Below are 25,886 nucleotides of genomic sequence, written 5' to 3' on the forward strand. Positions count from 1 at the left end.
TTGCTGTTAAATTTCTTGCACGATCAAAGGTTGAATGCCTTTATAATTATAGCCTTGTGCTACACCACCAGAGTGTTGAGGAAATTCGCTGCCAACCGTTGTTGAGCAAAGTTTTAGCCAGCAAGGATTTGCAGTATTCATCTTTCTTCATTTACCAAGACAGCTACTTCCTGATTCAGGCGCTCCCCTACTTCATCATTAGCTACATCTAAATCGTAATCCATTTGTAATCCCAGCCAAAATCGTGGCGACATATTAAAATAACGTGCTAGGCGAAGAGCTGTATCTGCTGTAACTCGCCGCTTAGCGTGAACGATTTCGTTAATACGCCGTGCTGGAACTCGTAGAGCTAGAGCGATTTGATTTTGACTAAGATTCATTGGTTTTAGAAATTCTTCTAAAAGAATCTCACCAGGATGAACTGGCATTAGCTTGTTTTTATTCATTCTTCTACCTCAATGATAATCAACGATCTCTACGTCTGAAGCTTCGCCGTCTTGCCATTTAAAGCAAATCCGCCATCGATCGTTAACTCGAATACTGTATTGGCCTTTTTTTTGAATTCACTTACGCTCATTATAAGCAGCGTAGACCCCTTGGACGTTATACCAGTTAAGAAAGATCCTCGCTACTTGTTCGGCTAATTGAGGTTTACCTTGTTTAATTAACCAGCTTAATACTGGTTGTAAAGTACGTTCATTGAGCGTACCACCGATAGATAATATACCCCAAAGAAGACGATGTAAAACTGTCATTTGGATCATCATTTTGACATCAAGGGTGGGATGTTTGTTGTAGAAGATTACTCCCATTTTTCCTCTTTGGATTTCTTGGTCGATCATCTTGGGAATCTGCTCTAAACTAAAGGCAGGATGCCAATGATATCCAACCGCTTGGGGACATTTAATTAGTTTTAAATCGAGTTTTTTTAGCCGTACTCCTAACTCTAAATCTTCCCAGCCATAAAGTTGAAAACCTGTATCAAATAATCCTACTTGTTCTAACCATTTACGTGAGATAGCAACATTACCAGTCGCAAAGTAAGCTGCGGAAAAATCTGTGATTTTATAAGGCTCAGAAGTTGGATTGTCGAAGTTATTGGTATTAATTACTGCCCCATAAGTAAACAGGCGATCGCTGTTTAAATCTTGTTTTCCTTGAAGCAAAGCATCGGCATGAGATTGCAGAAAAGTTGCGGTAACCACTAAATCGCTATCGATAAAAATTATGGTATCACCAACGGCATTTTCTACCCCTAAATTTCTGGCTGCAGCAGCACCTTGATGATTCTGTTCAATAACTTTTACATGAGGCAAATTAGCCTGGTTTTCTGCTACCCAAATGACTGTGCGATCGCTTGAACCATCATCCACCAAAATGACTTCATAACCTTTAATTTTACTATCAGTTAATTCCTGTTTTTCTAGAGCAACAAGACATTTTTGCAGTATTGGTAACCGATTGTAGGTAGGAATGATGACACTAATATACATTTGAACAAAAGCTAAAAGCAAAAGACAGTATAACCATAGATGCTCTGCTTTTAATCAGCAATGACAATTCCTTAAACACGATTCATTTTTTCCAGCAAAACCTCAATTATTGGCGCGTCGTCACTACTAGGATTAAGTTTAAGATAGTATTCTAGGTCAAGAATTGCTTCAGACCAACGATTGAGTTGATAATATAGTAAACCGCGATCGCGAATTTCGGCTGTCTTTTCGGGATTTATTTTGAGAATGGCGCTCATCGTTGATAAAGCCTTGTCTATTTCTCGGCGATGAAGATAGATCAATTTGAGATTATTGAGCATTCTCGCTAAGATCTCTTTATTACTAACAGGCGCTAACCAAGCAGGATCGAGCTTAAACTTTTGGGGATAAGCTTCATTTAATCTTTGCTGACAGTCGGCTTCAAACAGAATTTCACCACGATTATAAGGATCGACAAAAATGCCCGCATGTTCAAATTCGGGGCGAATTAAAAAGTGTCCTGGTAAACCTACTCCCTGCATGGGAAAGTTTAAACGTTCAGCGATCGCTAAATAAACTATCGATAGGCTAATGGGAATTCCTAGTTTACGGTCGAGTACTAGATGCAAGAAGCTATTATCAGGATCGTAATAGTTTTTTTGATTTCCTTTTAAGCCCAAGGTATCGAATAAATATCGACTAATCGTTTGAATGACTTTTAAAGGATAACGTTCAATGGGAAGCCGTGCTTCAATTTCGGCAGCAATAGTATCTAAAGCTGCTAAATATACTTGAGGCTCTAAATCAGGGTATTCTGCTTGAGCCAAATATAGAGACGCTTTAGCTAAATCTATCTCTGGCTGGTTTAATTCCTGATAGAAATTATGCCATTGTAATTGGTTATCCATCGGGGTAATAAATAGTTTCTATATTCCGCTCTAGTCATCATAGTATTTTTTCCGTAAATATACCGAGTAGCAATTAACAATTATTGCCTCACAAAAATGTCCAGCAGGATATCCGAAGAGGTATACTTTAGCGCAATGTGACTTTCCCGTAGCGTTACTAGGCTTGCTTAATCGACAAACCAACCCGCTTTAATTTCTCATTGACTTCTAATACTCTAACTTTAATCACCTGACCAACTTTTACTACTTCATTGGGATCGCTAACAAAGCGATCGCACAGTTGAGAAATATGTACCAAACCATCTTGATGTACTCCCACATCAACAAATGCTCCAAAGTTAACTACATTGGTCACAACGCCTTCTAACACCATTCCTACCCGTAAATCACTAATTTCGGCAATATCTGCTTGAAAAGTGGCGTATTGAAATTGCTCTCTGGGATCTCGTCCTGGCTTTTTCAATTCGGCGATCGCATCTCGTAGAGTAGGCAAACCCACACTGTCCGTAACAAATTCTTGGAGATCGAGGCTGTTTAGGCGATCGCTAGCTTGGGTAAGACGATCTAAAGATACCCCCAGGGTATCGGCTATTTGCTCAATTACAGGATAACTTTCAGGATGGACGGCTGTATTATCCAAGGGATTATTACCGTTACGAATGCGGAGAAAGCCCGCAGCTTGTTCATAAGTTTTTTTGCCCAATTTGGTTACTTTCAGCAGTTCCTGACGATTATTAAAAGCTCCATTATGATTACGATATTCGACAATATTGTTAGCAATCGTTCGGGAAATTCCTGATACAAAAGTCAGCAATTCTTTGGATGCTGTATTGAGATCTACCCCTACATAATTCACGCAGCTTTCTACAGTTGCTTCTAACTTTTGTTTGAGCAGCTTTTGATCTACATCATGTTGATACTGCCCCACTCCAATAGATTTGGGATCTATTTTGACTAATTCAGCTAAGGGATCTTGTAATCTTCGACCAATACTAACTGCACCCCTGACAGTTAGATCGAGATCGGGAAATTCTTCTCTTGCCACATCACTAGCAGAATAGATCGATGCGCCAGATTCATTAACAATTACTTTGATTGGTTGTGATTTGATTTCCCGCAAAACTTCCCCAACAAACTGATCTGTTTCTCGCGAGGCTGTACCGTTGCCGATCGCAATTAATTCAATCTGATATTGACTAATTAAATCCTTAATCGTTTGCGCCGCCTGTTTTCTTTTACCTTCTCCCGTATGGGGAAAAATGGCTTGATATTGCAAAAACTTACCTGTATCTGACAACACCACCACCTTACACCCTGTACGAAAGCCTGGGTCGATCGCCAGAGTCGGTTTTCTGCCCGCAGGAGATGTTAACAGCAGGTTACGGAGATTAGCTTCAAAGGTTTGAATTGATTCTAAGTCGGCATACTTTTGGCGATCGCTTCTTACTTCTCGAATTAACGAAGGTTTTAACAAACGATTAAATGCATCTTTGAGCATTGTTTGGTAAAATCTTTTTATACTCGGACTTTGTGTGCAAATTTCTTTTCTTTCTAAATAAGACAGCACCTCAGCCTCATCAAAGGTAATATCGACAGTCAAAATCCCTTCAGATTCACCCCGATACAGAGCCAAGACATTATGAGGGGGAATCTTGCTGACGCCATAGCTATAGTTGCGATACATTTCATATTTGGTAGTCCCTTCAGGATAATCGCCTTTAATTTGCGAGGTAAATAGCCCCTTTTGAAAGAGATATTCGCGCAAATAAGCTCGAAAATCCGCATGATCGGCTACCTGCTCGGCTAAGATATCTGCTGCTCCTGCTAAAACCTGTTCTGCTGTCTCTAATTCTTGTTCTGCCGATATATACTTGCTTGCTTCGGCATCTAAAGATATTTGGGATACTTGAGGCTTATTATTGAGAGCAATCCAGTCTGCCAGAGGTTCTAATCCTCTTTCCTTAGCAATAGTAGCCCTGGTGCGTCGCTTAGGCTTATAGGGCAGATACAGATCCTCTAATTCCGTGCGATTGAAACATACTGCTATTTTTGCCTTGAGTTCGATGGTTAATTTGCCTTGAGACTCAATCTCCTCAATTACTTTTACTTTACGCTTAATTAGCTCATCCAGATAGGTATATCGTTCAAAAATATTCCTTAGCTCTACTTCGTCCAGTGAACCAGTTTGTTCCTTACGATAGCGGGCAATAAATGGTACTGTCCCCCCTTCAAGCCAGAGGTCTAGAGCATTATTAATGTTGCGGGGAGATAAAGCAAACTCTTGAGCGATCAGTTGTCGAATGTCAGTCATAAAAGATTAGAATACATCGCACGAAACAAGTTTGATTATATATATTTCTCCTCTAAGAGTGGGGAATATCTGGAAGTCAGAAGTAACATTGCGCTAAAGTATACACCTTCGGACGGATATCCTGCTGGACAAGAAGAGCATAATACAAGACCAAAGTTTAGGTAAGGTAGGCATTGCCTACTCTACCTAAAAAGCAACTATAGTCATTTTAATTAATTTCCCTATGGTTACTTTGTATTAATGATGATGGTGAATTTTACTTGTTACTTGTTACTTGCTACTTCGTTATAAGATCCACTGGTTGCTATTTGAAATGACTATATATTATATCCAAGGGAAAAACGATGTCGAGCGAGAATGTCACTGAGTGAGGTGATGACCAGATTAGACCTAAGTATTAAACGTGAATTATAAAACTGCTCGTTTTAAATAAGGCTGAAGCACATCAGGAACTTTAACAGTACCATCTGCCTGCTGGTAGTTCTCCAAAACTGCTGCCATAGTCCGACCAATCGCTAATCCCGAACCGTTTAAAGTATGAACATATTGTGTCCCTTTTTGTCCTGCCTGTTTAAAGCGAATATTTGCTCGACGCGCCTGAAAATCGCGAAAGTTAGAACAGCTAGAAATCTCTCGATACATTCCCGCAGCAGGTAACCAAACTTCTAGGTCATAGCATTTTGCAGCCCCAAAACCAATATCTCCAGTACATAGTTCTAAAACACGATAGGGGAGTTTTAAAGCTTGCAGGATTGCTTCAGCGTTGGCGACTAAAGCCTGATGTTCGGCATCGGAGGTTTCAGGCGCAACTATTTTCACCAATTCCACTTTATTAAACTGGTGTAGTCTAATTAAGCCTCTACTATCTCTGCCTGCACTACCCGCTTCTCTTCTAAAACAAGGAGTATAAGCACAGTGGCGGATTGGTAATTCTGTCTCTTCAATAATTTCATCTCGATATAGATTAGTTACAGGTACTTCAGCCGTGGGGGTTAGCCACAAATCATCGTTGCTGCATAGAAAACTATCTTCCGCAAACTTGGGTAGCTGACTCGTACCCTGAAGAGAAACGCTGTTAACCAAGACAGGAGGCATTACCTCCAGATATCCCGCTGCGATTTGTGTATCTAGCATAAAGCTAATCAAGGCTCGTTCTAAAGCTGCCCCCGCACCGACTAAATTAACAAAGCGACTTTGAGCTACTTTTACCGCGCGTTTAAAATCGAGGATGCCAAGTTGTTCGCCAATTTCCCAATGAGGCAATACCTTCTGGTTACCAGTAATATATTCATCTCCCCAACGTTTGATTTCTACGTTTTCTTCCTCTCCTTTTCCTAGTGGAGTAGACTCATCAGGTAGGTTAGGTAATTCTAAAAGCAGCGCTTCAATCTTGGCTTTTAATTCCTTTTCTTGGGGTTCTAATTCACCCAATTTTGTTTTAATCTCATTTCCTTCTGTCTTAAGCTGGGCAATCTCTTCTCCCTGGGGGTTGCCACCCTGAGCAATTTTTTGACCAATCAGTTTGCCGATTTCGTTGCCTCTGGCGCTGAGTTGACTACGGCTGGTTTCCAATTCCCGTGAAGCTTGGTCTAATGAGACAATGGGTTGAATATCATAATTACCGTGGCGACGATTAATCAATTCTTGAACTTGCTTGGGATTGTTTCTGATTAGTTTGAGGTCTAACACCGCTTTAATTTCTAATTCGTTGGCTTCTTTTTCTTTATGTTAGGATATCTCGTTTCCGTTTTTTTTGGCTGATTAATAGGAATTGCTGCCTACCCAATCAAGAAATATCAATGTTTAATGATAGATGATAAATATTTTCACCCCATAGACTCAGATTATGTCCGCAGGGTCATTCAAACAAGATGGTTTAAACTGGCGCATCAATTTAATTAAGCAAAGGTTTGGTGAATGGATGGAATATCAAACCTCTCAATTAAATCCTAATTGGGACTTAGAATCTTTTCAATCGACGCTACTATGGCAAATTATCAAATTTTGCCTCTGGTCAATGATCGCCGTCTTGCTGGTTTGGATTACGTGGCAACTGTGGTTATTATTGCGTGTCTATTGGAAGCGCTGGCAAAAAACAAACGATCGCCATCCAGTAATTATCCCGACTCATACAACTCAACTATCCGCAGCAGATTGGGTAGAGCGATCGCAATCTGCCAGAATAGACGGCAACTATCGTCAGGCAATCTTTTGTCTTTATCAGGCAATGTTAGAGCGATTGAACGAACGGGGAATAGTTCCCACTCAGTTAAGTCTCACGGATGAAGAATATCGGCGATCGCTCTTGAAAATTCCTGTTGCTCCTTTGAATCCCTACGAATTATTATTATCAACTCACCAAAGACTCTGTTTTAGCCAAGCAGAAGCAGATCGCGCTTTATTTGAAGAGTGTCAGCAAGCTTACCAACAAATTGAGAATTAGTAGTCAAACAGTCATGCCAAATTTTCGTCAACGCAAATGGTTATGGATAGGAATTGCGATCGCGGTAATTATTATTTTAACTTTAGTTGCTGCACCTAATAGTAGTGGTCGCAAAAACGACAGTGGTTCGACTTATGGGAGGGGTCCTGATGGTTATGGCGCTTGGTATGAATATATGACCAAAAAAGAAATTCCCATTGAGCGTTGGCGTAAACCTTTTGCGCAGTTAATTGAAGAGAATGTTCAAGATGCTACCTATCTCAAGATTTTGAGCAAGAGCGATTATTTATTAGGTTTTATCGACGTATCTTCAATGGAATTAGACTGGATCAGTCAAGGGAATACTCTAGTCGTGATCGGTAAGTATGAAGCGGTTACGGCTGCACCCTTTATCAGTTCAATTCCCTATCGCCAGGAAACTTTATCGAATAATCAAATTAAAATAGCCACTACTCGTCGTTTCCAACAGGGGAATCAAGACCAAAGTATTCTCCAAGATCGTTATGGTGCAGTAGTTTGGCAAGAAACAATCGGCAAAGGAAAAATTATTTACTGTACGACTCCCTATTTAGCTGCTAACGCTTATCAAGACAATCTCGACAATTATCAATTTTTGGCAGATTTAGTTGATGATCATCAAGCTATCTGGGTAGATGAATATATTCATGGTTATAAAGACAAAGAAACCATTGCTGAAGAACAACAGACTGATATTCTCAGTTATTTGGCTCAAACTCCTTGGTTTTTCTTTTTGATTCAAACAGTCTTGATCGGCATAGTTGCTGCTATAAGTGCCTTTCGCCGTTTTGGACTGCCCAATAACTCTAAAATGGCGATCGCCGATAATAGTACTGCCTATATTGATGCTTTAGCAGGAGTCTTAGAGAAAGCCAATAGTACTGATTTTGTCGTAGAAGCGATCACCAAAGATGAACAGCGCAAGTTGCAACAAGCTTTAGGGTTGGGTAAGTCTTTAGTAGACGAGGAAACTTTACTAGCAGCCTATAAACAGCAGCGAGGAGAAACAGAAGTAGATTTAAGTCAGTTATTACGGGTTAGTGATGCTAGTAAAAAAATTAGTGATGCTCAATTGATTACCTGGATTCAAAAGTGGCAGAAATTAAATCAAAGTAATTAAGCTTTAAGCTTGCTGCCATAGCGCACGTATCTCATTATCAGCAATACATTTTGCCACATTCTCTATTTGCTCAGGAGATATTTCGTCTTTGGTTGCCCTAAATACTCTTTTAGGCTAAAACTATTTAGCAGCAAAAAACTCGTCTGAAAGTCATACTTATAGATATTTGAGCGCCATACCACATATATCATTCTGGCTCTAACTTCTGATAGATCTAGAAAGCGATCGCATTTTGTCTCACCCTAAGATACGGAGAAATTTTTGGTTAGAGAATAGAGCGATCGTCATACGTTAATTTTTAAGAAAATATTTATGTTTTTCCCTTTGCAGCACATAATCTAAATGCTATTTTCATTTTCAGTACATTTTTGTACTGCAATATAGTTGACATTGCAATTTAAATTCTATATTATTTACTCATATCAAACTGCAATAGTAAAATACTAATCAAACTAGTAAGATTGCAAACGCCTTCACAAACTAGAGGCATTTGGTATTGGACTCAATTTAATTTCTAGACTAAATAAATTTTATGCTTCAATCATTATCTAGCATTGAAACTAACAACAACGGTAAGAGAGCTATTACCAATATTGTACTGATGGAAACTCAGCAAGAAGCATTAACTCAATCTTATGCAGATGCTTCAACCTCTGGAGCGCGTGTGTTTTTATGTCATATTTATGAGCAAGGAGGAAGAAACCATTTAGTATTTTCGTTACCTTGTAATCTGCTTTTAGAGTTAGGTAAATTACAAAGCGCTGAAACAAAAAAAAATAAATCTAATGCGGAAGAAAAGATTAACCGCCCTTTGATGATTCCTCATGTAAATGAGATTGCCAAGTATTTAATTAATACAGAAAATTATGTACTTCCCCCTTTTATATTTAATTGCAGCACTCCCGTTAAAGTTTTTGCCTATGGCACAGGGGCAGTAAAGTTTGGTTATGCAGTTATTTCTAATGATGTAGAGCTTTATGTTACTGATGGACAGCACAGATTAAAAGCAATTGAAAAGGCGATCAAAGAAAGACCACTATTAAAGAATGATAGTGTTACTGTACTAATCATTGAAGAAGATGATATCGATCAAATTCATCAAGACTTTGCTGACTGTGCCAAAACTAAACCTATACCTCCAGCGTTATTAGCTGCATTTGATGTTAGTAATATTTTATCGAAATTAACTCGTCAAGTCTCCAAAGAATTAGTTGTCTTTGACAGACGTATTGATAAAATTTCTCGAACAGTAGGGAAAGATCCTAACTACATGTTTACAATGAGTCAGCTTCGTATTGGTGTGGCAGAGTTTTTATTTGGCTCATCACGTAAACAAGTTATTGAATCTCGCTCTAATCAAGAAGATTGCGACTGGAATGGTTTATTAAATGATACAAAAGTTTTTTATCGTCTCTTTTCAGAAAATAATCAAACTTGGCAGCAATTGCTTCAACCTGCTTCCCAAACAGTTAATCTAGATTTATACAGCTTAAGACAAGAAAGGGTTGATTTTAGCAGTGTTGGTTTTCAAGTAATCAATCGCGTTGGACATCATATTTTCTTTGGCAAAGATTTTACCGAGTCGGAAATAAGTAATTTAGTAAAAGCTCTTGCAAGTCTTGATTATAGGCGCGATGCTCAACTTTGGGAAAATAATCTTGTTATCGATGATGGCAAAGGAGGAAAAAAGATTATTGCTCAGATGGCAGCCATCAATAAAGGATTTGAAGTTGCTGTAAGGGAAGTGCAGAATCTCACTAATATTTCACTTGGCTGCTTAAAAGAGTAACATCTTACCTTGATATAGCGGGAGCTAACGAATTAGCTCCCGCCTTGAGAAAATATGAATTCGATAGAGATCGAGCAATAACACGTTAAAATTCTTTCGCTGGCTATTGCTAACTACTCAAAAGCAAATTGTTGTAATAATGACACAAACTCAGGAAGATTCAATATCAACTTCTTCACAACTTACTATTACTGAATTAATAAAGGAGGTAGATAAACTAACTCTTGAAATTCAAGAATTATATTCTCAAGATGAGATTCCCTGGATTATAGGAATATCTTGGGGAAAAGATAGTAGTTGTGTCTTACAACTAATTTGGAATGCCATCGCAGCACTATCAGTAGAAAAAAGAAAAAAATTAGTTTATGTAATTACTACAGATACTTTAGTTGAAAATCCTATAGTTGCTGCTTGGGTAAAAACCTGTATTAGTCAACTTCAGATAGCAGCTAAAAATCAGCAAATGCCTTTTAAGCCAAATTTGCTTCAGCCCTTAGATAAACAAACTTTTTGGGTTTGTTTAATGGGAAAAGGCTATCCCTCACCAAGACGAGGATTTCGTTGGTGTACAGATCGAATGAAAATTCAACCCGTTAATAATTTTATTCGTAACAAAATAAGAGTTAAAGGTGAAGCTGTTGTTGTTTTAGGCACTCGTAAAGCTGAAAGCTCTGCAAGAGCAGCTACTATGAAAAGACATGAAGTAGGAAGATTTCGCGATCGCCTTAGCCCTCATGCTAACTTTCCTAACTCTTTCGTTTATACTCCTATTGAAGACTGGACTACTAATGAAGTTTGGATATATTTGATGCAGTGGGATAATCCTTGGGGAGGAAATAATCAAGATTTATTTACTATGTATCGTGGGGCAACTGAAGATAACGAATGTCCTTTAGTAGTCGATACTACTACTTCTAGCTGTGGCGATTCTCGCTTTGGCTGTTGGGTATGCACTATGGTAAGTAAAGATAAATCAATGGAGGCAATGATCCAAAATGATGAAGAGAAAGAATGGTTGCAGCCTCTATTAGATATCCGTAACGATCTAGAAGTTAAAAGCGATCGCAATCGGCGAGATTTTCGTCGTCTCCATGGTAATGTACAGTTGTTTGAACGTAACAAGGATGGCGAAACTTCCATTGAACCTATCCCTGGGCCTTATACTAAGAAGTGGCGCGAGACTTGGTTAAGGCGGGTATTATCGGCGCAAGTTGAAGTTAGGCAAAATGCCCCAGAAGAGTTTAAGGATATTAGTTTAATTACTCCTGAAGAATTGAGCGAAATTCGTCGTATTTGGTTGGAAGAAAAGCACGAGTTTGATGATAGTTTGCCCCGCATATATCAAGAAGTAACGAAAGAAGTATTTAAAGATATTAGAATTGGTGCTGATGAGAAGTTATTAGGTAATGATGAATGGGAAACTTTAGCAGAAATATGTGATGATGAAATGCAGTTGGAATTGATGTCGAAGCTGTTAGATACTGAGCGACAATTTTATACTAAAAACCGTCGTTTAGGCATCTATGATAGTTTAGCTAAATGTTTTGATACTAGTTCGAGAAGTAAGGAAGAAGCGATCGCAACTGCACATCAAAAATACGATTTAAAAAGTGCTGCTGAACAAGGTAATATTGCAGCAGTGAAAGAACAAGTGGAACAGTTGCATCAGCCAAATGATCTAGAAGAAGATCAGGCTGGTTGGGCGAATATAAAGTTTGCTCCTAAATCTTGATAGTTAATTGCTCGTTTAGATAAAATAACAAATGATTTTTACCGAGTTAGTTATTGAGAATTTTGGGGCGTATGCAGGTAAGCATACTATTAACTTACGTCCAGAAGCGGACGGGCGCGGCCCTGGGGGTCTCCCCCATGAGCGACCCGTTCAAGAAAGTAAAGGTATTATTCAGCCGATTATTTTATTAGGAGGAATGAATGGTGGTGGAAAAACCACCCTGATGGATGCAATTCGTTTGGCTTTGTATGGGCAAAGAGCAAGGTGTTCAACCAGGGGAAATTTAGGCTATGGAGATTTTTTAACTCAGTCGGTAAATAGTCAAGCAAAGCAAGTAGATTTGACTCAGATACAGTTATCTTTTGAACATATTTTTGAGGGACATTGGCAACAGTTTAAAATTATTCGTGCTTGGCAAAAAAATCCTCAAGATGGTAAAGATAGTCTGAGTATTGAGAGGGAATCACGGTTTGATAGTAATTTAGAACAGTATTGGGATGAATATGTCGAAAATATTCTTCCGTTGGGTATTTCTAATTTATTTTTATTTGATGGTGAACAGGTTAAAGAGTTAGCTGAATTAGATACTCCCCCCGCTGCGGTAGTGGAGGCGATTAATAATTTGTTGGGTTTAGAGTTAGCGGAAAAATTATCTTTAGATCTCGAAGTATTGGTTAATCGTAAACGAAAAGCATTAGCCAATAAAACTCAGTTGTTAACAATAGAAGAAACTGAGAATAAACTAGCAGCTAAACAAGCAGAAAAAACTAAGATAAATGATAAATTAACTGAATTACAGCTTCAATTAGAGCAAGCTAATAAAAAATGCGATCGCGCTCGGCATAAGTTTAATCAGCAAGGGGGAAAAATTGCCAGTAAACGAGAACAAGTTGAAGCTAAACTAAAAGATTTTAATTCTCAGTTAGAAGCTAAGAGACAAGAGTTAATTACCCTAGCTAGTGGGTATTTACCTTTGAAGCTAATCACACCTTTATTATCCGCAGCAGTTAATCAAGCTAAGGAAGAGCTGAAAATTCAGCAGTTCAAACAGGCTCAAGGTGTTTTAGCAGCTAGAGATCGCAAATTATTAAATTATTTAACTAGTATTAGTTTGCCCGATGAATCTATTAGTAAGGTAGAATTTTTTATCGATCAAGAAAATAAGCAGATCGCTAACTCAATAGAAAATGAAGCAGCTAGTTTTTTGCATTTAACAGAACTAGAATTACAGCAGCTAATTATCAAGACTCAAGACATTCTACCTCTACAAACTAAATCTACTGAGAATGTTATTCAGCAATTACAACAATTAGAAGCGGAAAAAGAACGTACAGAAAGTCAACTAGCGATCGCTGCCTCTCCAGAAGACTATCAACAGCTACTGCAAGCCGTGGAAAATACTCAACAAGAGGTAAGTAACTGTAAAGCCTTATATCAAATTGAGCAAGAAAAATCGGCACAATTAGACAGAGAAATAGAACGTATTCAACAAGAATTAAATCGTAAACTAAAAAACTATAGTGACGAGGCGATTGATAATATTAACGATGAACATATTATTAAAACCTCAGCTAAAGTTCAAAAAACTCTGAAACTATTTAAAGAAAAATTAACCCTAAAAAAACTCAATAAATTAGAAACAGAAGTTAAAGATTGTTTTCTCTATCTGCTACACAAATCAAACCTAATTAATCGCGTTACCATTGATAGCGATCGCTTTAAATTAGAACTATACGATCATCAAGGTCAACTATTCCCCAAACAGCGTCTATCCGCAGGAGAAAAACAACTACTGGCGATCGCATTTCTCTGGGGACTTGCTAGAGTATCAGGACGTAACTTACCCATTGCGATCGATACTCCTTTAGGTAGATTAGATTCATCCCATCGACATAATTTAGTTGAGCGATATTTCCCCAGCGCATCCCATCAGGTAATTCTACTTTCTACTGATACAGAAATAGGAGAAAAGGAAGTAAAACTATTAAGAGAACAAGATGCGATCGCTCATGAATATCTACTTAAATATAATCCAGAAAAACGTCAGACAACTGTAGAAAAGGGATATTTTTGGTAAGTAAAAAAAGTCCTTCTTTTATAAGTTATAGCTATACATAAAAACGTTAGGATATTTTTGAAATATTACTTTCTACTCCCTACTACCTACTACCTACTACCCACTACCTACTACCCACTACCTACTACCTACTACCTACTACCTACTACCTACTACCTTCGAGCCGATCACCCTAATTGTTCTAATCTAACTTTGTACGGCTATATAACATCCATTGAAGATTATTAGGCTGAGCAATAAATCCTAGCTGGTGATAAAAATCCGTAACATGGGGACTGGCAAGCAAGATAATATCTGTAATCTGTGCTGCATGAAGTTGTTTAGTTAGAGTTTTAACTAGGGTTTTACCCACGCCTCTACCTTGAAAGTTTGGATGTACCATGATGTCGAGTAAAGTTGCCTGATATACACCATCAGAAACGGCTCTAGCAAAGCCAATTAGCTGCTGTTGTTCTTGATCGACGTGCCATGCTGCAACATGCCTAAAACTACCCTGTATAGCTTTTTCCAGCTTACTTAAAGTACGACTTGACCAACCCACAGCTTGACATAAATCATTTAATTGATCAGGAGAAATTTGACCATTGCTTTGCAGTAAAACACGACCTGAAATTGATTTAACCTGATTTGCTTGGGGATTTGTGGCAGGCTGTTTTAACAATAAACTATCTGTATTGTGTTTAAGCTGTTGCTGATTAACTGCGATCGCCTGCTCTAATGTACCTTGTTGTTTTAATAATTGAGATAAGGATTGTAAAACATCAATATTAGTCGGTTGAATTTCTAGTACCAGATAGTGAACCACGATCGCGGCATAAGTCTGATGTTGCTTAAGCAAATTATTGGCAAGATCGATTAATCTTTGGGGTTGGTTATGCAATAACTCAAAAATTGAATTTGGCGCTGGAGTCTGTATTAACTGACGATAATCTTGAATCGTTTGAGCCAGATCTCCCTTTTGCTTAAAGACAATTCCTAACTTTTGACAAGCAAGCTGATGTTCGGGTTGCAAATAGATTCCCTGAAGATAACTAGCGATCGCCCGATCCCACTGCTGAAGCCGACTGAAAACATCGCCTAAATTGTGCCAAGACCAAAAAAACTGCGGGTCAAGTTTGACCGCCTCACTATAAGCCTGGGCTGCTGACTGCCAATGCTGAAGCTTACTCAAAACATCGCCTAAATTGTGCCAAGACCAAAAAAACTGTGGGTCAAGTTTGACCGCCTCACTATAAGCCTGGGCTGCTGCTTGCCATTGCTGGAGTTTGCTAAAAACATCACCTAAATGATGATGTGACCAGAAAAAATTAGGTCTTAGCTCAATTGCCTGCTGTAAGGCGATCGCGGCTGATTGCCATTGCTCCTGCTGGCGGTAAGTGTTAGCCAAATCATAAATCTCCGACCAATCCTGCCCTTGAGCGATCGCTTTTAATTCTGATGCCATTTATAAGTCTGATAGAAAAATATTTTCCCAAATCTTAAACCAGAAAATTCGCGATCGCATAGCGGAGGCTTCGCTTCATCGCCATTTAATCCCTTAACGCACTTTAAGTAAATTTTTCGCTAAATAAGCCCAAAACAGGAACTTATTGTCCTTAAATCAACTCGATGTAGATAGCAATATTCTAATATTCCTAATTATTATTGATGATGTTAAAAGTTAATTTCACTTCACCTAAATTAAATCAACTATATATTCGTCTGATCGGCAGCAGCATTTTAGCCTCTCTCGGCATTATGCTGGGTTTGATTCCACAAATATCCCTAAAGTCTGCTGAGATAGACCCTCTCATGACCATTTCCCTGTCTGCTAATGCCTATGGACAGCAATTTACCCCCGCAGAAACCGAAAGCTATGCTAAAGCAGGTTATGAATTAGAGCTACTCAGAAGAGAAGTCTACCAAGAAATTAAAAACTTGATTGACGAGCCTCTACCAAATATTGCCTGCGATCAACGCTCAACCTTAGATAATCTCAAGCCCGAAGTAAAAAATATTGCTAATCGCTACTGCACCGAGTCACGACAAATCGTCCAGCGACATAATTTGAGCATTAATCGTTTTAACCAGCTAAAAACCCAATACGATCGCCAAGATCGCTTTTATCAACAGGTACAACAAGTCTTACTCAAATTACAAAATTAATCATATTGTTAAAGAGCTCAAAATGGAAAGCAAGAACATAGAGATCCCAATAAATCAGAATATTCGACCTGTCACACTTAATGACATACCTGCTGTAAAAAAAGTGATTGACGCTAATGGCTTGTTTCCATCAGATATGCTAGACGATATGATATCTGACTACTTTGAGCATAATAACTCTAGTGATTTCTGGCTTACCTATGCAGACCATGAGCCAGTGGCGATCGCTTACTGCGCTCCCGAAAAAATGACTGAAGGAACTTGGAACTTATACCTGATTGCTGTTCATCCTGACTGTCAAGGAAAAGGACTCGGTACTTCTATGGTGCGCTATATCGAACAAATGTTGACAAAGCGACGAGAAAGATTGCTGCTGGTGGAAACTTCAGGTCTGGCAGAATTCGAGCGTACACGAGCATTTTATCGTCAGTGTGGTTATGACGAAGAAGCGCGAATTCGTGAATTCTACCAAGCAGGGGAAGACAAAATTGTGTTTCGTAAATCTCTGACAGATAAAAATATAACCAATTGAACAACATTAAACACTATGGTTCAAGAATTAATCGATCTTAGGCAAAGTATTGAGGAAAATAATATTTACTCTATTCTAGAGTGTTAGCGATCGCTCAATAATAGCTTGGTTTTTTTAAAAAATATTTTAAAAAGATAATTCTTGTTAATTCTCTATGTTTCTGAATCTGAGGCAGAAGTGTTCATAAAAGAAGGAGACAAGAAGGCAACCACTGCACCCAGCATAAACCCGATAATATTGCGGAACAAAGGTAGAAACTCAGGAGTGCGAATCACCACAGGACCCATGCCAAAAGCAATAAACAAGATTCCCCACAAGGGAGACATAATTAGACCCCACTGCCAAGCAATCACCTGATCTTTATTACGCGGAATCACCGCCACTCCTAAGATAACTCCGCCAACAATCGAACTAATTAAGGTTAAAATCCACTGCTCTTGGGGTAAGCCTGGTACAGCATTGCAGCCGTTTTTGAGTAAACATCCTTTAACTGACTCTAAAGCCTCAACGATCGCGTTATTTTCGCCATGCTCGCGAATATAATACATATTGCCAAAACGAGTTTGCAGCTCAATCCAGAAGTTACGCGGCAGTAATTCATACACATCGTCACCAATGCTAAAAGCCAGTAAATTACCACCTCTACTATCAGCCACTAGCAAAATACTTTTATCGTCCAAACCCCAAAATTTCTTGACTGCACGACCAGGAGAGCGATCGTATTGAGTTAGAACACGCATTTTCCAGCCAGTTTCCGCCTCAAACTCTTCTAGGTTCTCAATTAAAGATTTCTCCTGCAACTCTGGCAATAAGTTAGCTAAATCAACTACTGGAGTAACTTCACTAGGCAATAATTCTGGATTGTTAACTGCTAAAGCGGAGGGAGTTAAGCAAGTGAATAAAACCAGTAAACAAGCTCCTAAGATTAGTAAGGAACGCTGTATAAACCTATTGGTCATGATTGTTTGATTAAAAAGATTGTTAGTATACAAGTTCGTATTTATAAAAATGCTCTTATTTTTTGTTACATTTATTTACCTTACTTTAAGATTATCAGCTATTAGTAGGGGTAGACGCAATAAAACCGAAAAATGTTAAACAATACTTTTTTTATCTAAGCTAGTCAATTTGGCGATCGCGATTTGACTTCAATTCTTCTGCGGAGTAATTTTTTGGTGGAGAATAATTCAAAATATCCGCTCTGGGAGCGCGCCAAACTTTCCAGGCAGCTTTTGCGCCAGCAACCAGACCGAAACTGCTTTGCTGTACCTGCTGTACTTGCTGTTTCGCTATTACCAGTCCTCGATCCACCTGCTGCACTACTCCTGTAGCGTTACTGATACCTTGATTAAGATCGTCGGTTAATTCACCAACTTCTTTTCCTGTCAGACGAATTGCTTCGAGGGTGGGAGGAAATTCTCGATTGAGGGTATCAAAGAGTTTTTCGGCGCTACGAGCAGCTCTGCCAACCTCTTGGAGAGTCGGGATAGTTACTAGTAAAACAGCAAACAGGCTAAAAGAAACCAAAAGCAAAGAAAGTCCTAGCCAAAATAAAGGATCTATCATAAAAGTTGAGCAGTCAGCATCCTTTTATTTTAGAGGCGATCGGTCACGGTCGAGTTTAAATCTCGATTTGTATCTAATTTAGTAGCTCTGGTAGTTGCTCGACTGGTTTCGATTCCTGTGGCGATCGCTAATTTTAATCGTTCTAAAGTGTCTTCCCAATTTTCCCAGGTACTCTCTGAAAGCCGATCTGCCTGTAGCTGAATGCTAGTAGTTAAATCTTCAGCTAATTCTGGTAAAGCATTAGCCGATTTTTTGATTACTTTTCTAGTTTCCTTCCCCGTACGTGGTGCAACCAATAATCCTACTACCGTACCGATCGCTCCACCAATCATCAAACCACTGAAAAACGCTCCTGGTGAACTTTTCTTGGACATATTATTATCTACATTTTAATTTGATTAAATTTAAGCATATCAAGAGAGATTTCCTTTATGTTAAGTTAATCTGTCTTCCTCAAAGCTCTTCAGCTTGGATAATAGTTTTAGCTGGTTGGCTTTTGAGAAGATACAGAACATTTGATGTTTAATTAAATAAAGCTACTCACAACAATATTCTTCATTTTAGCAATCAATAATGCCTCAAACAGTTTGGATCGCCAGACATGGCAATCGTCTCGATTTTATTAATCCTGAATGGTTCAATACTGCCACCAGGCGTTACGATCCTCCTTTGTCAGAGGATGGTTTCATCCAGGCAGCAGAGTTGGGGCAAAGACTTAAATCAGAGAAGATTAAGCATCTTTTTGTTTCCCCTTTTTTGCGTACCATTCAAACTGCTAATGAGGTAGCTCAAATTATGAATCTAGAGATGAAGCTAGAAGCAGGATTGAGTGAATGGCATAATAGCCAATGGATGACTCAATCACCTGAAATTCATCCTCAAGAATTTCTGGCAACAGCATATCCAGCGATAGATTGGAGTTATCAATCTCAGATTTATCCTCAATATCCTGAAACAAAAGCTGATGTTAATCGACGTACAGCAGCAACTATCAAGCAGCTATTATCTCAATACGATGAAGATATTCTCATTGTGGGACATGGCGCATCTGTGTTTGGTGTAACTCAAGGTTTAGTGGCAAATATTCCCGATGCGAAAATTGCTTTGTGTTCCCTAACTAAGGTGGTGGGAAATGTTGACAATTGGAATTTAGAGTTTTACGCTGACACTTCTCATTTAAGTCAGACTGAATCTCAAGTTAGGCTAAATTAATTGTTCTTTTAGGCAGTGATTATAATTAATTATGTTATTGAGTTCAGTTGAATTAGCGTTTTAATGCAGCATTTCTTCACGATTATTGGCTTTAATATATGCAGAACCTTCAGCAAAGCCTCGACGGTAATATAGTAAAATATTAAATACTGAATGCTCGATTGGATCGAGATTTTGATGTATGGCATTTTGCCAGCCTAAACGGTAAAACCTATAGCCTACATGACCAATGCGTTTAGTATTCATTCGAAACCTCCATATTCTAAGTAATCTTAAGTATTGAGTTAATTGACGGATTAGGCTATGTTGAGCGATCTCACTTGAGCAAGGCGATCGCCTGAACTAAATTAGTTGGTTACAAATTGGAACATATCTATTGGTAGATGCACTTTTAAATATCAAGCTGTTTGAGAAACAGATACTAGACACTTACGCCTCAGACAAGTGTATCAGCTCAACAGTGATCACTACAGGACAATGCGATCGCCATTCAACCTATCTATTTTAGTTAGCTTTTTAACTGTCTTTATCTTTAATCTTAAAAAATAACTTAATCAAATACATCTGAAAAAAGTCTCAAGTTTAAATTGATTTAAATAAACTTTTGGGTTACTATTTTAGTCATTATTTAAACACGTATGTATTGTACATAAAACATAAAAAATACCCTGGTTGACAGCTGGTGTAAAATATGATGGTGCGATCGCCAATATTTTTTGATTTTTGATATTTAAACTTAAAGCTCTGATTAAACAAGTCATAACCCTCAAGCTTTACAATAGAAATTGAACTAATTAAATAAATTTTTAAGAGAGCAATACTTTCAGTCATTATGCAAACTCTGGATAATCTTAACCTGAGCAACAAGACAGCTTTTGATACCACCATCCATAGACGGAAAACGCGAGGGGTAAAAGTTGGGGATATCACTATTGGTGGGGGAAATCCAGTGGTGGTGCAGTCAATGATTAACGAAGATACTTTAGATATTGAGGGCTCAGTTGCCGCAATCCGCCGTCTTCATGAAATTGGCTGCGAAATTGTCAGAGTAACCGTCCCCAGCATGGCTCATGCCAAAGCCTTGGGGGTCATTAAGGAAAAATTAGCCCAGACTTATCAGCCAGTTCCCCTCGTTGCAGATGTTCACCACAACGGCATGAAAATTGCCTTAGAAGTAGCCAAGCATGTGGACAAGGTACGGATTAATCCAGGTTTATATGTCTTCGAAAAACCCAAAAGCGATCGCACTGAATATACCTCTACGGAATTTAAGGAAATTGGTGACAAAATTCGCGCAACTTTAGAACCCTTAGTTGTCTCACTGCGAGATCAAGGTAAAGCAATGCGCATTGGGGTTAATCATGGTTCTTTGTCGGAAAGAATGCTCTTTACCTATGGCGATACTCCTGAAGGGATGGTAGAGTCGGCGCTAGAGTTTATTAAAATCTGCGAATCACTAGAGTTTTACAATATTATCCTGTCTCTCAAAGCTTCCCGTGTTCCTGTAATGTTGGCAGCCTATCGCTTAATGGTACAGCGGATGAATGAGTTAGGAATGGAATACCCTTTGCATTTGGGGGTTACAGAAGCAGGTGATGGCGAGTACGGCAGAATTAAATCTACTGCGGGTATTGGTACTCTTTTGGCTCAAGGCATCGGTGATACAATTCGGGTATCCTTAACCGAAGCGCCAGAAAAAGAAATCCCTGTTTGCTATAGTATCCTGCAAGCTTTGGGACTAAGAAAAACCATGGTAGAGTATGTTGCTTGTCCTTCCTGTGGTCGAACTCTATTTAACCTCGAAGAGGTGCTGCATAAAGTACGCGAAGCAACCAAACATCTGACAGGTTTAGATATTGCCGTAATGGGCTGTATTGTTAATGGGCCAGGGGAAATGGCCGATGCCGATTATGGCTATGTTGGTAAACAGCCTGGCTATATCTCTCTCTATCGTGGCCGAGATGAAATTAAAAAAGTTCCTGAAGACCAAGGGGTAGCGGAATTAATTAATTTAATCAAGTCTGATGATCGTTGGGTTGAGCCAGATTAAACCGCTTCGCGTTTAGCCTTAAGTTTATCCGCAGGTGTCCCTCAAGGGATATGTTATGCCCTTATCCTCAAAGACTAAGCCAAGCTCATAGCTACCAACGAAGTTTGTTAAATTGAAGACTGGCAATGCTTTGATAATTAAATTCAAGGCTTTTTAAGAAATAATGCTTTGAATGAAGAAATAATATTTCGGTTCTCAGCAGAAATTGAAACGAGTAAATAGTGTTAGAATTCCCATGTAGCTAGGGGTGCCTAAAGATTGGCTGAGATATACCCTAAGAACCTGAGACTGGTTAGCACCAGCGGAGGGAAGCTGTTTATTAAGGGAAATAAATATGAGAAGCGAATGGATTGCCAAGCGTAGAGGACAGGGCAATGTGTCTCAGATGCATTATGCACGTCAGGGAATTATTACTGAAGAGATGCATTACATTGCTAAGAGAGAGCGGTTGCCAGCAGACTTAATTCGGGATGAAGTGGCTAGGGGCAGAATGATTATTCCTGCCAATATTAATCACCCAAACCTAGAGCCAATGTGTATTGGAATTGCTTCTAGCTGTAAAGTGAATGCTAATATCGGTGCTTCTCCTAATTCTTCTGATATCAATGAAGAAGTAGATAAGCTCAAGCTGGCGGTCAAGTACGGTGCTGATACTCTGATGGATCTGTCCACAGGTGGCGGTAACTTAGATGAAATTCGCACTGCCATTATTAATGCTTCGCCAATTCCCATTGGGACAGTGCCAATTTATCAGGCACTAGAAAGCGTTCACGGCGATATCGAAAAACTTTGTGCTGATGACTTTCTCCGCATTATTGAAAAACATGCCCAGCAGGGTGTGGACTACATGACTATTCATGCAGGGATCTTAATTGAGCATCTGCCTTTAGTTAAAAACCGTTTAACAGGAATTGTCTCTCGTGGTGGGGGAATTATTGCTCGTTGGATGCTCCACCATCACAAACAAAATCCTCTCTATACTCATTTCGATCAGATCATCGAGATTTTTAAAAAATATGATGTTTCCTTTAGTCTAGGGGATTCATTACGCCCTGGATGCGCCCATGATGCTAGTGATGCAGCTCAGTTAGCAGAATTAAAAACTCTGGGGCAACTAACTCGTCGTGCTTGGGAACATGATGTTCAGGTGATGGTTGAAGGCCCTGGTCATGTGCCAATGGATCAGATTGAGTTTAACGTTAAAAAGCAAATGGAAGAGTGTAGCGAAGCGCCTTTCTATGTTTTAGGCCCATTAGTCACAGATATTGCTCCTGGTTATGACCATATCACTAGTGCGATCGGTGCTGCTATGGCAGGCTGGTACGGTACAGCAATGCTCTGTTATGTAACACCTAAAGAACACTTGGGCTTACCCAACGCTGAAGATGTGCGCAATGGTTTAATTGCCTACAAAATTGCGGCTCATGCTGCGGATATTGCCCGTCATCGTCCAGGTGCAAGAGATCGAGATGATGAACTTTCTAAAGCGCGTTACAATTTTGACTGGGAGAAACAGTTTGAACTGTCTCTAGATCCAGATAGAGCTAGAGAATATCATGATGAAACTCTTCCCGCAGATATTTATAAAACTGCTGAGTTTTGTTCCATGTGTGGGCCTAAATTCTGTCCTATGCAGACTAAAGTTGATGCGGAGGCGTTAACTGAGTTAGAAAAATTTTTGGCATTGGAAGAAGAGCAAAAAGCTGTCGCTCAAAGCTAACTAAACAAGTTAAATAAAAGTTTAATTACAAAGAGATGGATCTCGTAATTCTTAGGGGTAAGCTAACTATGGCTTGCTCCTTTTTTGTCGATTGATTACCTTATATTTACCTACTGTTAAATCTTCTTTTGTGTTTGTAGGATAAGTAAAGCGAATTTTAATTGAACCATTTCTAACTGATAGGCTGATGCGCCCAATTTTAACTTTTCTCTCTTCGTTGTTGATATACATCGTGTTTCACCCATCAGGTGCTAACACACGATTTAAAAAGAAAACAGAAAAAATAGCTTTATTTGACCAGCCAAATTGAAGCTGTAGCTACAGTCTTTAAATAAATCCACGATAGCTACAAGTCTTGACATCATTTGTTTTCAAAACATTTATCAAAAAACGCAAATCAATGATATGATTAATGATTGTGAAAACGGGGCGTAGCGCAGCTTGGTAGCGTACCACTTTGGGGTAGTGGGGGTCATGGGTTCAAATCCCGTCGCTCCGATACATATACAGTAAGGGTTTCGGTTATTTCTTGAAAAGGGATTAATTGGATTATTTCTATAATATCCCCAATTAATCCCCACTTTGAATGATTTACGAAACCTTCACCTAATTGAAAACATTAGGCTACAGTCTTGTTAGGCAAGATTCTTGCCTCCTTCCATCTTCTACCATTTTTAATACTGCTGATAGTTTCTCTCGAAATATCAAACTGATACCATAGGACGTTTATTTTGCCTTCCTTCTACTCCCCTACCGACTTGAGATAAGGCTAAGACTGGAACTGACAATTCTCCAGCTAGTTGATATAGTCCTCGACCCACATCACCCAATTCATAACTGCGATTTCCACCATTGTCTAATGCCATCATTTGCAAATAATCGACAATTACCAAGCCTAGTTTGCCTTCTCTTGCTTTGAGCCGACGGGCTTCCGAAGCAATTCCCGCTACACTAATTCCTCTATTCTCATTCATGTTTCGCTATGGGTTTAGATTGATTTTTTAGTTGGTCGATTCTTTTAATTTGGTTGTCAGGATTATCCAGTAGCCGATTGAATTCTGATGTGAATACTTCAGCTTCATTACCAGTTTTTGTATGATCTATTTTTTCTTGGTTTAACTGCTTCTGATGGTTAGCGATCGCTCTTTGTTTTGCTGAATCAGGAACTGAGGTTGAATCAGAGTTAGGTTTACGAACTTTATTTTCTTTCTGGTATTCCAGGTAATAAACTTCCCAGCGATTTTGCCCAGCTTTAGTTTGACTGGCTAACCAAGCTTCTAAATCTTGTACTGGTTGTTGGAAGTTTTTAATTGCCTCTTTGACAAACCCAAAAAAATTAGGTCAATAAATAATTTGACCCAGGGTAAGTTTGGTAAAATTTTTGAGCCTTCAGTTACTCAGTCAACAGTAGCTCGTTGGGAAAAAGGCGAGCAGAATCCTGATAGAATACATTTTCCAAAAATCGCCTCATTGCTTAATTTATCTTTTGAAGAATTTATTGAATTTATTGAGCAACCGATATCTAAAATCGAAGATTTAAATATAGAAAATAAAACGCTCACATACAACGAACGGCATTTATCAATGCTAAAAAAAGGAGCTAGAGCTTGGAATAGTTGGCGAAAGAAGAATCCAGATGTTATTCCTCAGTTATCTGGTATTTATTTGAAAAATGGAGACTTTGATAATTTAGATGGGTATAATTTAGACTATGCTAATTTAGCTGGTTTTAGGGGGGTATTTATATCAATACAACATGCGAGCCTTATTGAAGCCAACATGGAAAAAGCAGAGCTTACAGGAGGTTCTTGTATTGGCTCAAATTTTTCAAGAGCTAATTTAAAGAAGATTAATATTCAATCTACTCGTTTTAATCGAGCAATTTTTAGAGAAACCAATTTATATAAAGCTTGCATTTTAGATTCAGATTTCAAAGAAGTAAGTTTTGAAAAAGCTTGCATGGAGCAAATTGTATTTGATCGAGTTGATCTTTCTGGAGCTAATTTAAAGCAAGTAGATTTAGAATCTGCAAAATTTACTAAAGTACAATTGAGAGAAGCCAATTTAAACCAAGCCTCTTTGAAAAAAGCTTTTCTTGATACCTGTTCTGTTTATGGCTCTACTTTTTTAGAAACTAATTTAGAAGACATAATAACTGAAAAAGTATTTATTTCACCTCAAGGATTTGAAGGAATTACCGTACAAGATCTCGCCTTGGCACAATTTACTTGTTTAAAACTTTATCATCCTCTTTTGACACAAAAGTTTGTTAATTCTTATAATATTGAGCATGATTTTGTAAAATATGCTCAACTTTTAGCAAATAGATATGGAAGATATAAGTACAAGAAAAAGAGTGGTTCTTTTGCTTTTTTCAAATACAATAAAATCAACTTTATTGATATATTTGTCGACATAGAAAAAATTGACAATAATTTGTATAAAATTTATATTTTAAAAATTCTGTTTTAGCTTTTCTAGAACCTTTGCTAGCTCTTCAAGTTTTTGATGCTTATCATCTGAAATTTTTAAATGTAACGAACTCATGCTAAATAATCTTCTTTGGTTGCTTAATCTGTAATTAGGGGAACTTTAACCGCAATGTATGCGGAAAATAAAGTGTAACTGATTAAATGCTTGAACTTTCTTGTCAAACATAATTCTAATAATTTTCTGTTGGCACTACCCTCTTGTTCTATTTCATTATTCAAGCTAGTCGGCGAAGCGAATCGGGCATGGGAAGAGATCTAGAATTTCAACATTCCCTGAGCGAGCCATCGTAGCCCGACGA

The 25,886-nt window shown here is 38.5% G+C and carries 22 protein-coding genes, 1 tRNA gene, 2 pseudogenes and 1 riboswitch; of the genes and pseudogenes, 12 read left to right on the plus strand and 13 right to left on the minus strand.

The genetic code is table 11. The features are described from left to right. Positions 1 to 6: 6 nt before the first annotated feature. The 7 genes and pseudogenes from C7B62_RS26825 to serS all read right to left on the minus strand — a co-directional run bounded on the left by C7B62_RS26825 (position 7) and on the right by serS (position 6,380). Positions 7 to 141 (minus strand): hypothetical protein, encoded by a 135-nt coding sequence (locus tag C7B62_RS26825; RefSeq protein ID WP_255413990.1) that lies wholly within the window; start codon positions 139 to 141, stop codon positions 7 to 9. Continuing rightward, complete coding sequence (locus tag C7B62_RS07470) at positions 138 to 446, minus strand: HigA family addiction module antitoxin (protein ID WP_106234238.1); 309 nt, start codon at positions 444 to 446, stop codon at positions 138 to 140. Before C7B62_RS07470 ends, C7B62_RS26825 begins: the two co-directional genes overlap by 4 nt. A 9-nt stretch (positions 447 to 455) precedes the next feature. Continuing rightward, positions 456 to 557, minus strand: a pseudogene (locus C7B62_RS27090) (type II toxin-antitoxin system RelE/ParE family toxin); the annotation flags it as partial. 6 nt (positions 558 to 563) lie between these two features. Continuing rightward, a complete protein-coding gene (locus C7B62_RS07480; RefSeq protein WP_106234296.1) occupies positions 564 to 1,493 on the minus strand; it encodes a glycosyltransferase family 2 protein in 930 nt (309 codons plus the stop codon). A gap of 71 nt (positions 1,494 to 1,564) precedes the next feature. Further along, positions 1,565 to 2,380 carry a SirB1 family protein gene (locus tag C7B62_RS07485; protein WP_106234241.1) on the minus strand — a complete coding sequence of 272 codons (816 nt, stop codon included), beginning with the start codon at positions 2,378 to 2,380 and terminating at the stop codon, positions 1,565 to 1,567. 157 nt (positions 2,381 to 2,537) lie between these two features. Continuing rightward, on the minus strand, positions 2,538 to 4,691 hold the full coding sequence (locus C7B62_RS07490) for a Tex family protein (protein WP_106234243.1): 2,154 nt from the start codon (positions 4,689 to 4,691) through the stop codon (positions 2,538 to 2,540). A gap of 408 nt (positions 4,692 to 5,099) precedes the next feature. Then, the gene (serS, locus tag C7B62_RS07495) at positions 5,100 to 6,380 is read right to left on the minus strand and encodes a serine--tRNA ligase (RefSeq protein WP_106234245.1); all 1,281 of its coding nucleotides are present in this window, start codon (positions 6,378 to 6,380) and stop codon (positions 5,100 to 5,102) included. Positions 6,381 to 6,537: 157 nt separating this feature from the next. Between serS and C7B62_RS07500 the strand changes: the two genes are divergently transcribed. The 5 genes from C7B62_RS07500 to dndD all read left to right on the plus strand — a co-directional run bounded on the left by C7B62_RS07500 (position 6,538) and on the right by dndD (position 13,870). Continuing rightward, positions 6,538 to 7,134 carry a DUF4129 domain-containing protein gene (locus C7B62_RS07500; protein ID WP_106234248.1) on the plus strand — a complete coding sequence of 199 codons (597 nt, stop codon included), beginning with the start codon at positions 6,538 to 6,540 and terminating at the stop codon, positions 7,132 to 7,134. Positions 7,135 to 7,147: 13 nt separating this feature from the next. Continuing rightward, positions 7,148 to 8,272: a DUF4350 domain-containing protein gene (locus C7B62_RS07505; RefSeq protein ID WP_106234301.1), complete on the plus strand. Its 1,125-nt coding sequence runs from the start codon at positions 7,148 to 7,150 to the stop codon at positions 8,270 to 8,272. Between the two features lie 532 nt (positions 8,273 to 8,804). Beyond that, entirely contained in the window at positions 8,805 to 10,061 is a 1,257-nt protein-coding gene (locus tag C7B62_RS07510) for a DNA sulfur modification protein DndB (protein ID WP_106234250.1), read from the plus strand. A gap of 139 nt (positions 10,062 to 10,200) precedes the next feature. Next, on the plus strand, positions 10,201 to 11,793 hold the full coding sequence (gene dndC / locus C7B62_RS07515) for a DNA phosphorothioation system sulfurtransferase DndC (RefSeq protein ID WP_106234253.1): 1,593 nt from the start codon (positions 10,201 to 10,203) through the stop codon (positions 11,791 to 11,793). Between the two features lie 31 nt (positions 11,794 to 11,824). Then, entirely contained in the window at positions 11,825 to 13,870 is a 2,046-nt protein-coding gene (dndD, locus tag C7B62_RS07520) for a DNA sulfur modification protein DndD (protein WP_106234255.1), read from the plus strand. 181 nt (positions 13,871 to 14,051) lie between these two features. Here dndD and C7B62_RS07525 read toward each other — a convergent pair whose 3' ends face one another. Beyond that, positions 14,052 to 15,314, minus strand: coding sequence for a GNAT family N-acetyltransferase (locus C7B62_RS07525; protein ID WP_106234258.1), 1,263 nt, complete (start codon positions 15,312 to 15,314; stop codon positions 14,052 to 14,054). Positions 15,315 to 15,517: 203 nt separating this feature from the next. Here C7B62_RS07525 and C7B62_RS07530 point away from each other — a divergent pair, with 203 nt between their 5' ends. Both C7B62_RS07530 and C7B62_RS07535 read left to right on the plus strand, forming a co-directional pair. Next, positions 15,518 to 16,015 carry a DUF4168 domain-containing protein gene (locus tag C7B62_RS07530; RefSeq protein ID WP_233219858.1) on the plus strand — a complete coding sequence of 166 codons (498 nt, stop codon included), beginning with the start codon at positions 15,518 to 15,520 and terminating at the stop codon, positions 16,013 to 16,015. Positions 16,016 to 16,037: 22 nt separating this feature from the next. Next, positions 16,038 to 16,547: a GNAT family N-acetyltransferase gene (locus C7B62_RS07535; protein ID WP_106234264.1), complete on the plus strand. Its 510-nt coding sequence runs from the start codon at positions 16,038 to 16,040 to the stop codon at positions 16,545 to 16,547. Positions 16,548 to 16,699: 152 nt separating this feature from the next. Here C7B62_RS07535 and C7B62_RS07540 read toward each other — a convergent pair whose 3' ends face one another. The 3 genes from C7B62_RS07540 to C7B62_RS07550 all read right to left on the minus strand — a co-directional run bounded on the left by C7B62_RS07540 (position 16,700) and on the right by C7B62_RS07550 (position 18,487). Further along, positions 16,700 to 17,506 carry a TPM domain-containing protein gene (locus C7B62_RS07540; protein WP_106234266.1) on the minus strand — a complete coding sequence of 269 codons (807 nt, stop codon included), beginning with the start codon at positions 17,504 to 17,506 and terminating at the stop codon, positions 16,700 to 16,702. Between the two features lie 160 nt (positions 17,507 to 17,666). Continuing rightward, complete coding sequence (locus C7B62_RS07545) at positions 17,667 to 18,113, minus strand: hypothetical protein (protein WP_106234269.1); 447 nt, start codon at positions 18,111 to 18,113, stop codon at positions 17,667 to 17,669. A 29-nt stretch (positions 18,114 to 18,142) separates the two neighbouring features. After that, complete coding sequence (locus C7B62_RS07550) at positions 18,143 to 18,487, minus strand: YtxH domain-containing protein (RefSeq protein ID WP_106234272.1); 345 nt, start codon at positions 18,485 to 18,487, stop codon at positions 18,143 to 18,145. A gap of 199 nt (positions 18,488 to 18,686) precedes the next feature. Between C7B62_RS07550 and C7B62_RS07555 the strand changes: the two genes are divergently transcribed. Beyond that, complete coding sequence (locus C7B62_RS07555) at positions 18,687 to 19,325, plus strand: histidine phosphatase family protein (RefSeq protein WP_106234275.1); 639 nt, start codon at positions 18,687 to 18,689, stop codon at positions 19,323 to 19,325. A 60-nt stretch (positions 19,326 to 19,385) separates the two neighbouring features. Here the strand turns inward: C7B62_RS07555 and C7B62_RS07560 are convergent, their stop codons facing one another. After that, a complete protein-coding gene (locus C7B62_RS07560; RefSeq protein ID WP_106234278.1) occupies positions 19,386 to 19,571 on the minus strand; it encodes a hypothetical protein in 186 nt (61 codons plus the stop codon). Positions 19,572 to 20,157: 586 nt separating this feature from the next. On the opposite strand from C7B62_RS07560, the gene ispG reads away from it, so the two are divergent. From ispG to C7B62_RS07580, 3 genes are all read left to right on the plus strand, one after another. Beyond that, the gene (ispG, locus tag C7B62_RS07570) at positions 20,158 to 21,375 is read left to right on the plus strand and encodes a (E)-4-hydroxy-3-methylbut-2-enyl-diphosphate synthase (RefSeq protein WP_106234283.1); all 1,218 of its coding nucleotides are present in this window, start codon (positions 20,158 to 20,160) and stop codon (positions 21,373 to 21,375) included. A gap of 233 nt (positions 21,376 to 21,608) precedes the next feature. After that, positions 21,609 to 21,702, plus strand: a riboswitch (TPP riboswitch). A gap of 7 nt (positions 21,703 to 21,709) precedes the next feature. After that, positions 21,710 to 23,095: a phosphomethylpyrimidine synthase gene (gene thiC / locus C7B62_RS07575; protein WP_106234285.1), complete on the plus strand. Its 1,386-nt coding sequence runs from the start codon at positions 21,710 to 21,712 to the stop codon at positions 23,093 to 23,095. 425 nt (positions 23,096 to 23,520) lie between these two features. After that, positions 23,521 to 23,594, plus strand: a tRNA-Pro gene (locus C7B62_RS07580). Positions 23,595 to 23,805: 211 nt separating this feature from the next. Here the strand turns inward: C7B62_RS07580 and C7B62_RS07585 are convergent. Continuing rightward, positions 23,806 to 24,069 (minus strand): annotated as a pseudogene (locus tag C7B62_RS07585) (DnaB-like helicase C-terminal domain-containing protein); the annotation flags it as partial. A gap of 379 nt (positions 24,070 to 24,448) precedes the next feature. On the opposite strand from C7B62_RS07585, the gene C7B62_RS07590 reads away from it, so the two are divergent. Beyond that, the gene (locus C7B62_RS07590) at positions 24,449 to 25,567 is read left to right on the plus strand and encodes a pentapeptide repeat-containing protein (RefSeq protein WP_146132064.1); all 1,119 of its coding nucleotides are present in this window, start codon (positions 24,449 to 24,451) and stop codon (positions 25,565 to 25,567) included. Positions 25,568 to 25,886: the final 319 nt, after the last annotated feature.

Source organism: Pleurocapsa sp. CCALA 161, from assembly GCF_003003995.1.
In the GTDB taxonomy this organism is placed as follows: domain Bacteria; phylum Cyanobacteriota; class Cyanobacteriia; order Cyanobacteriales; family Xenococcaceae; genus Waterburya.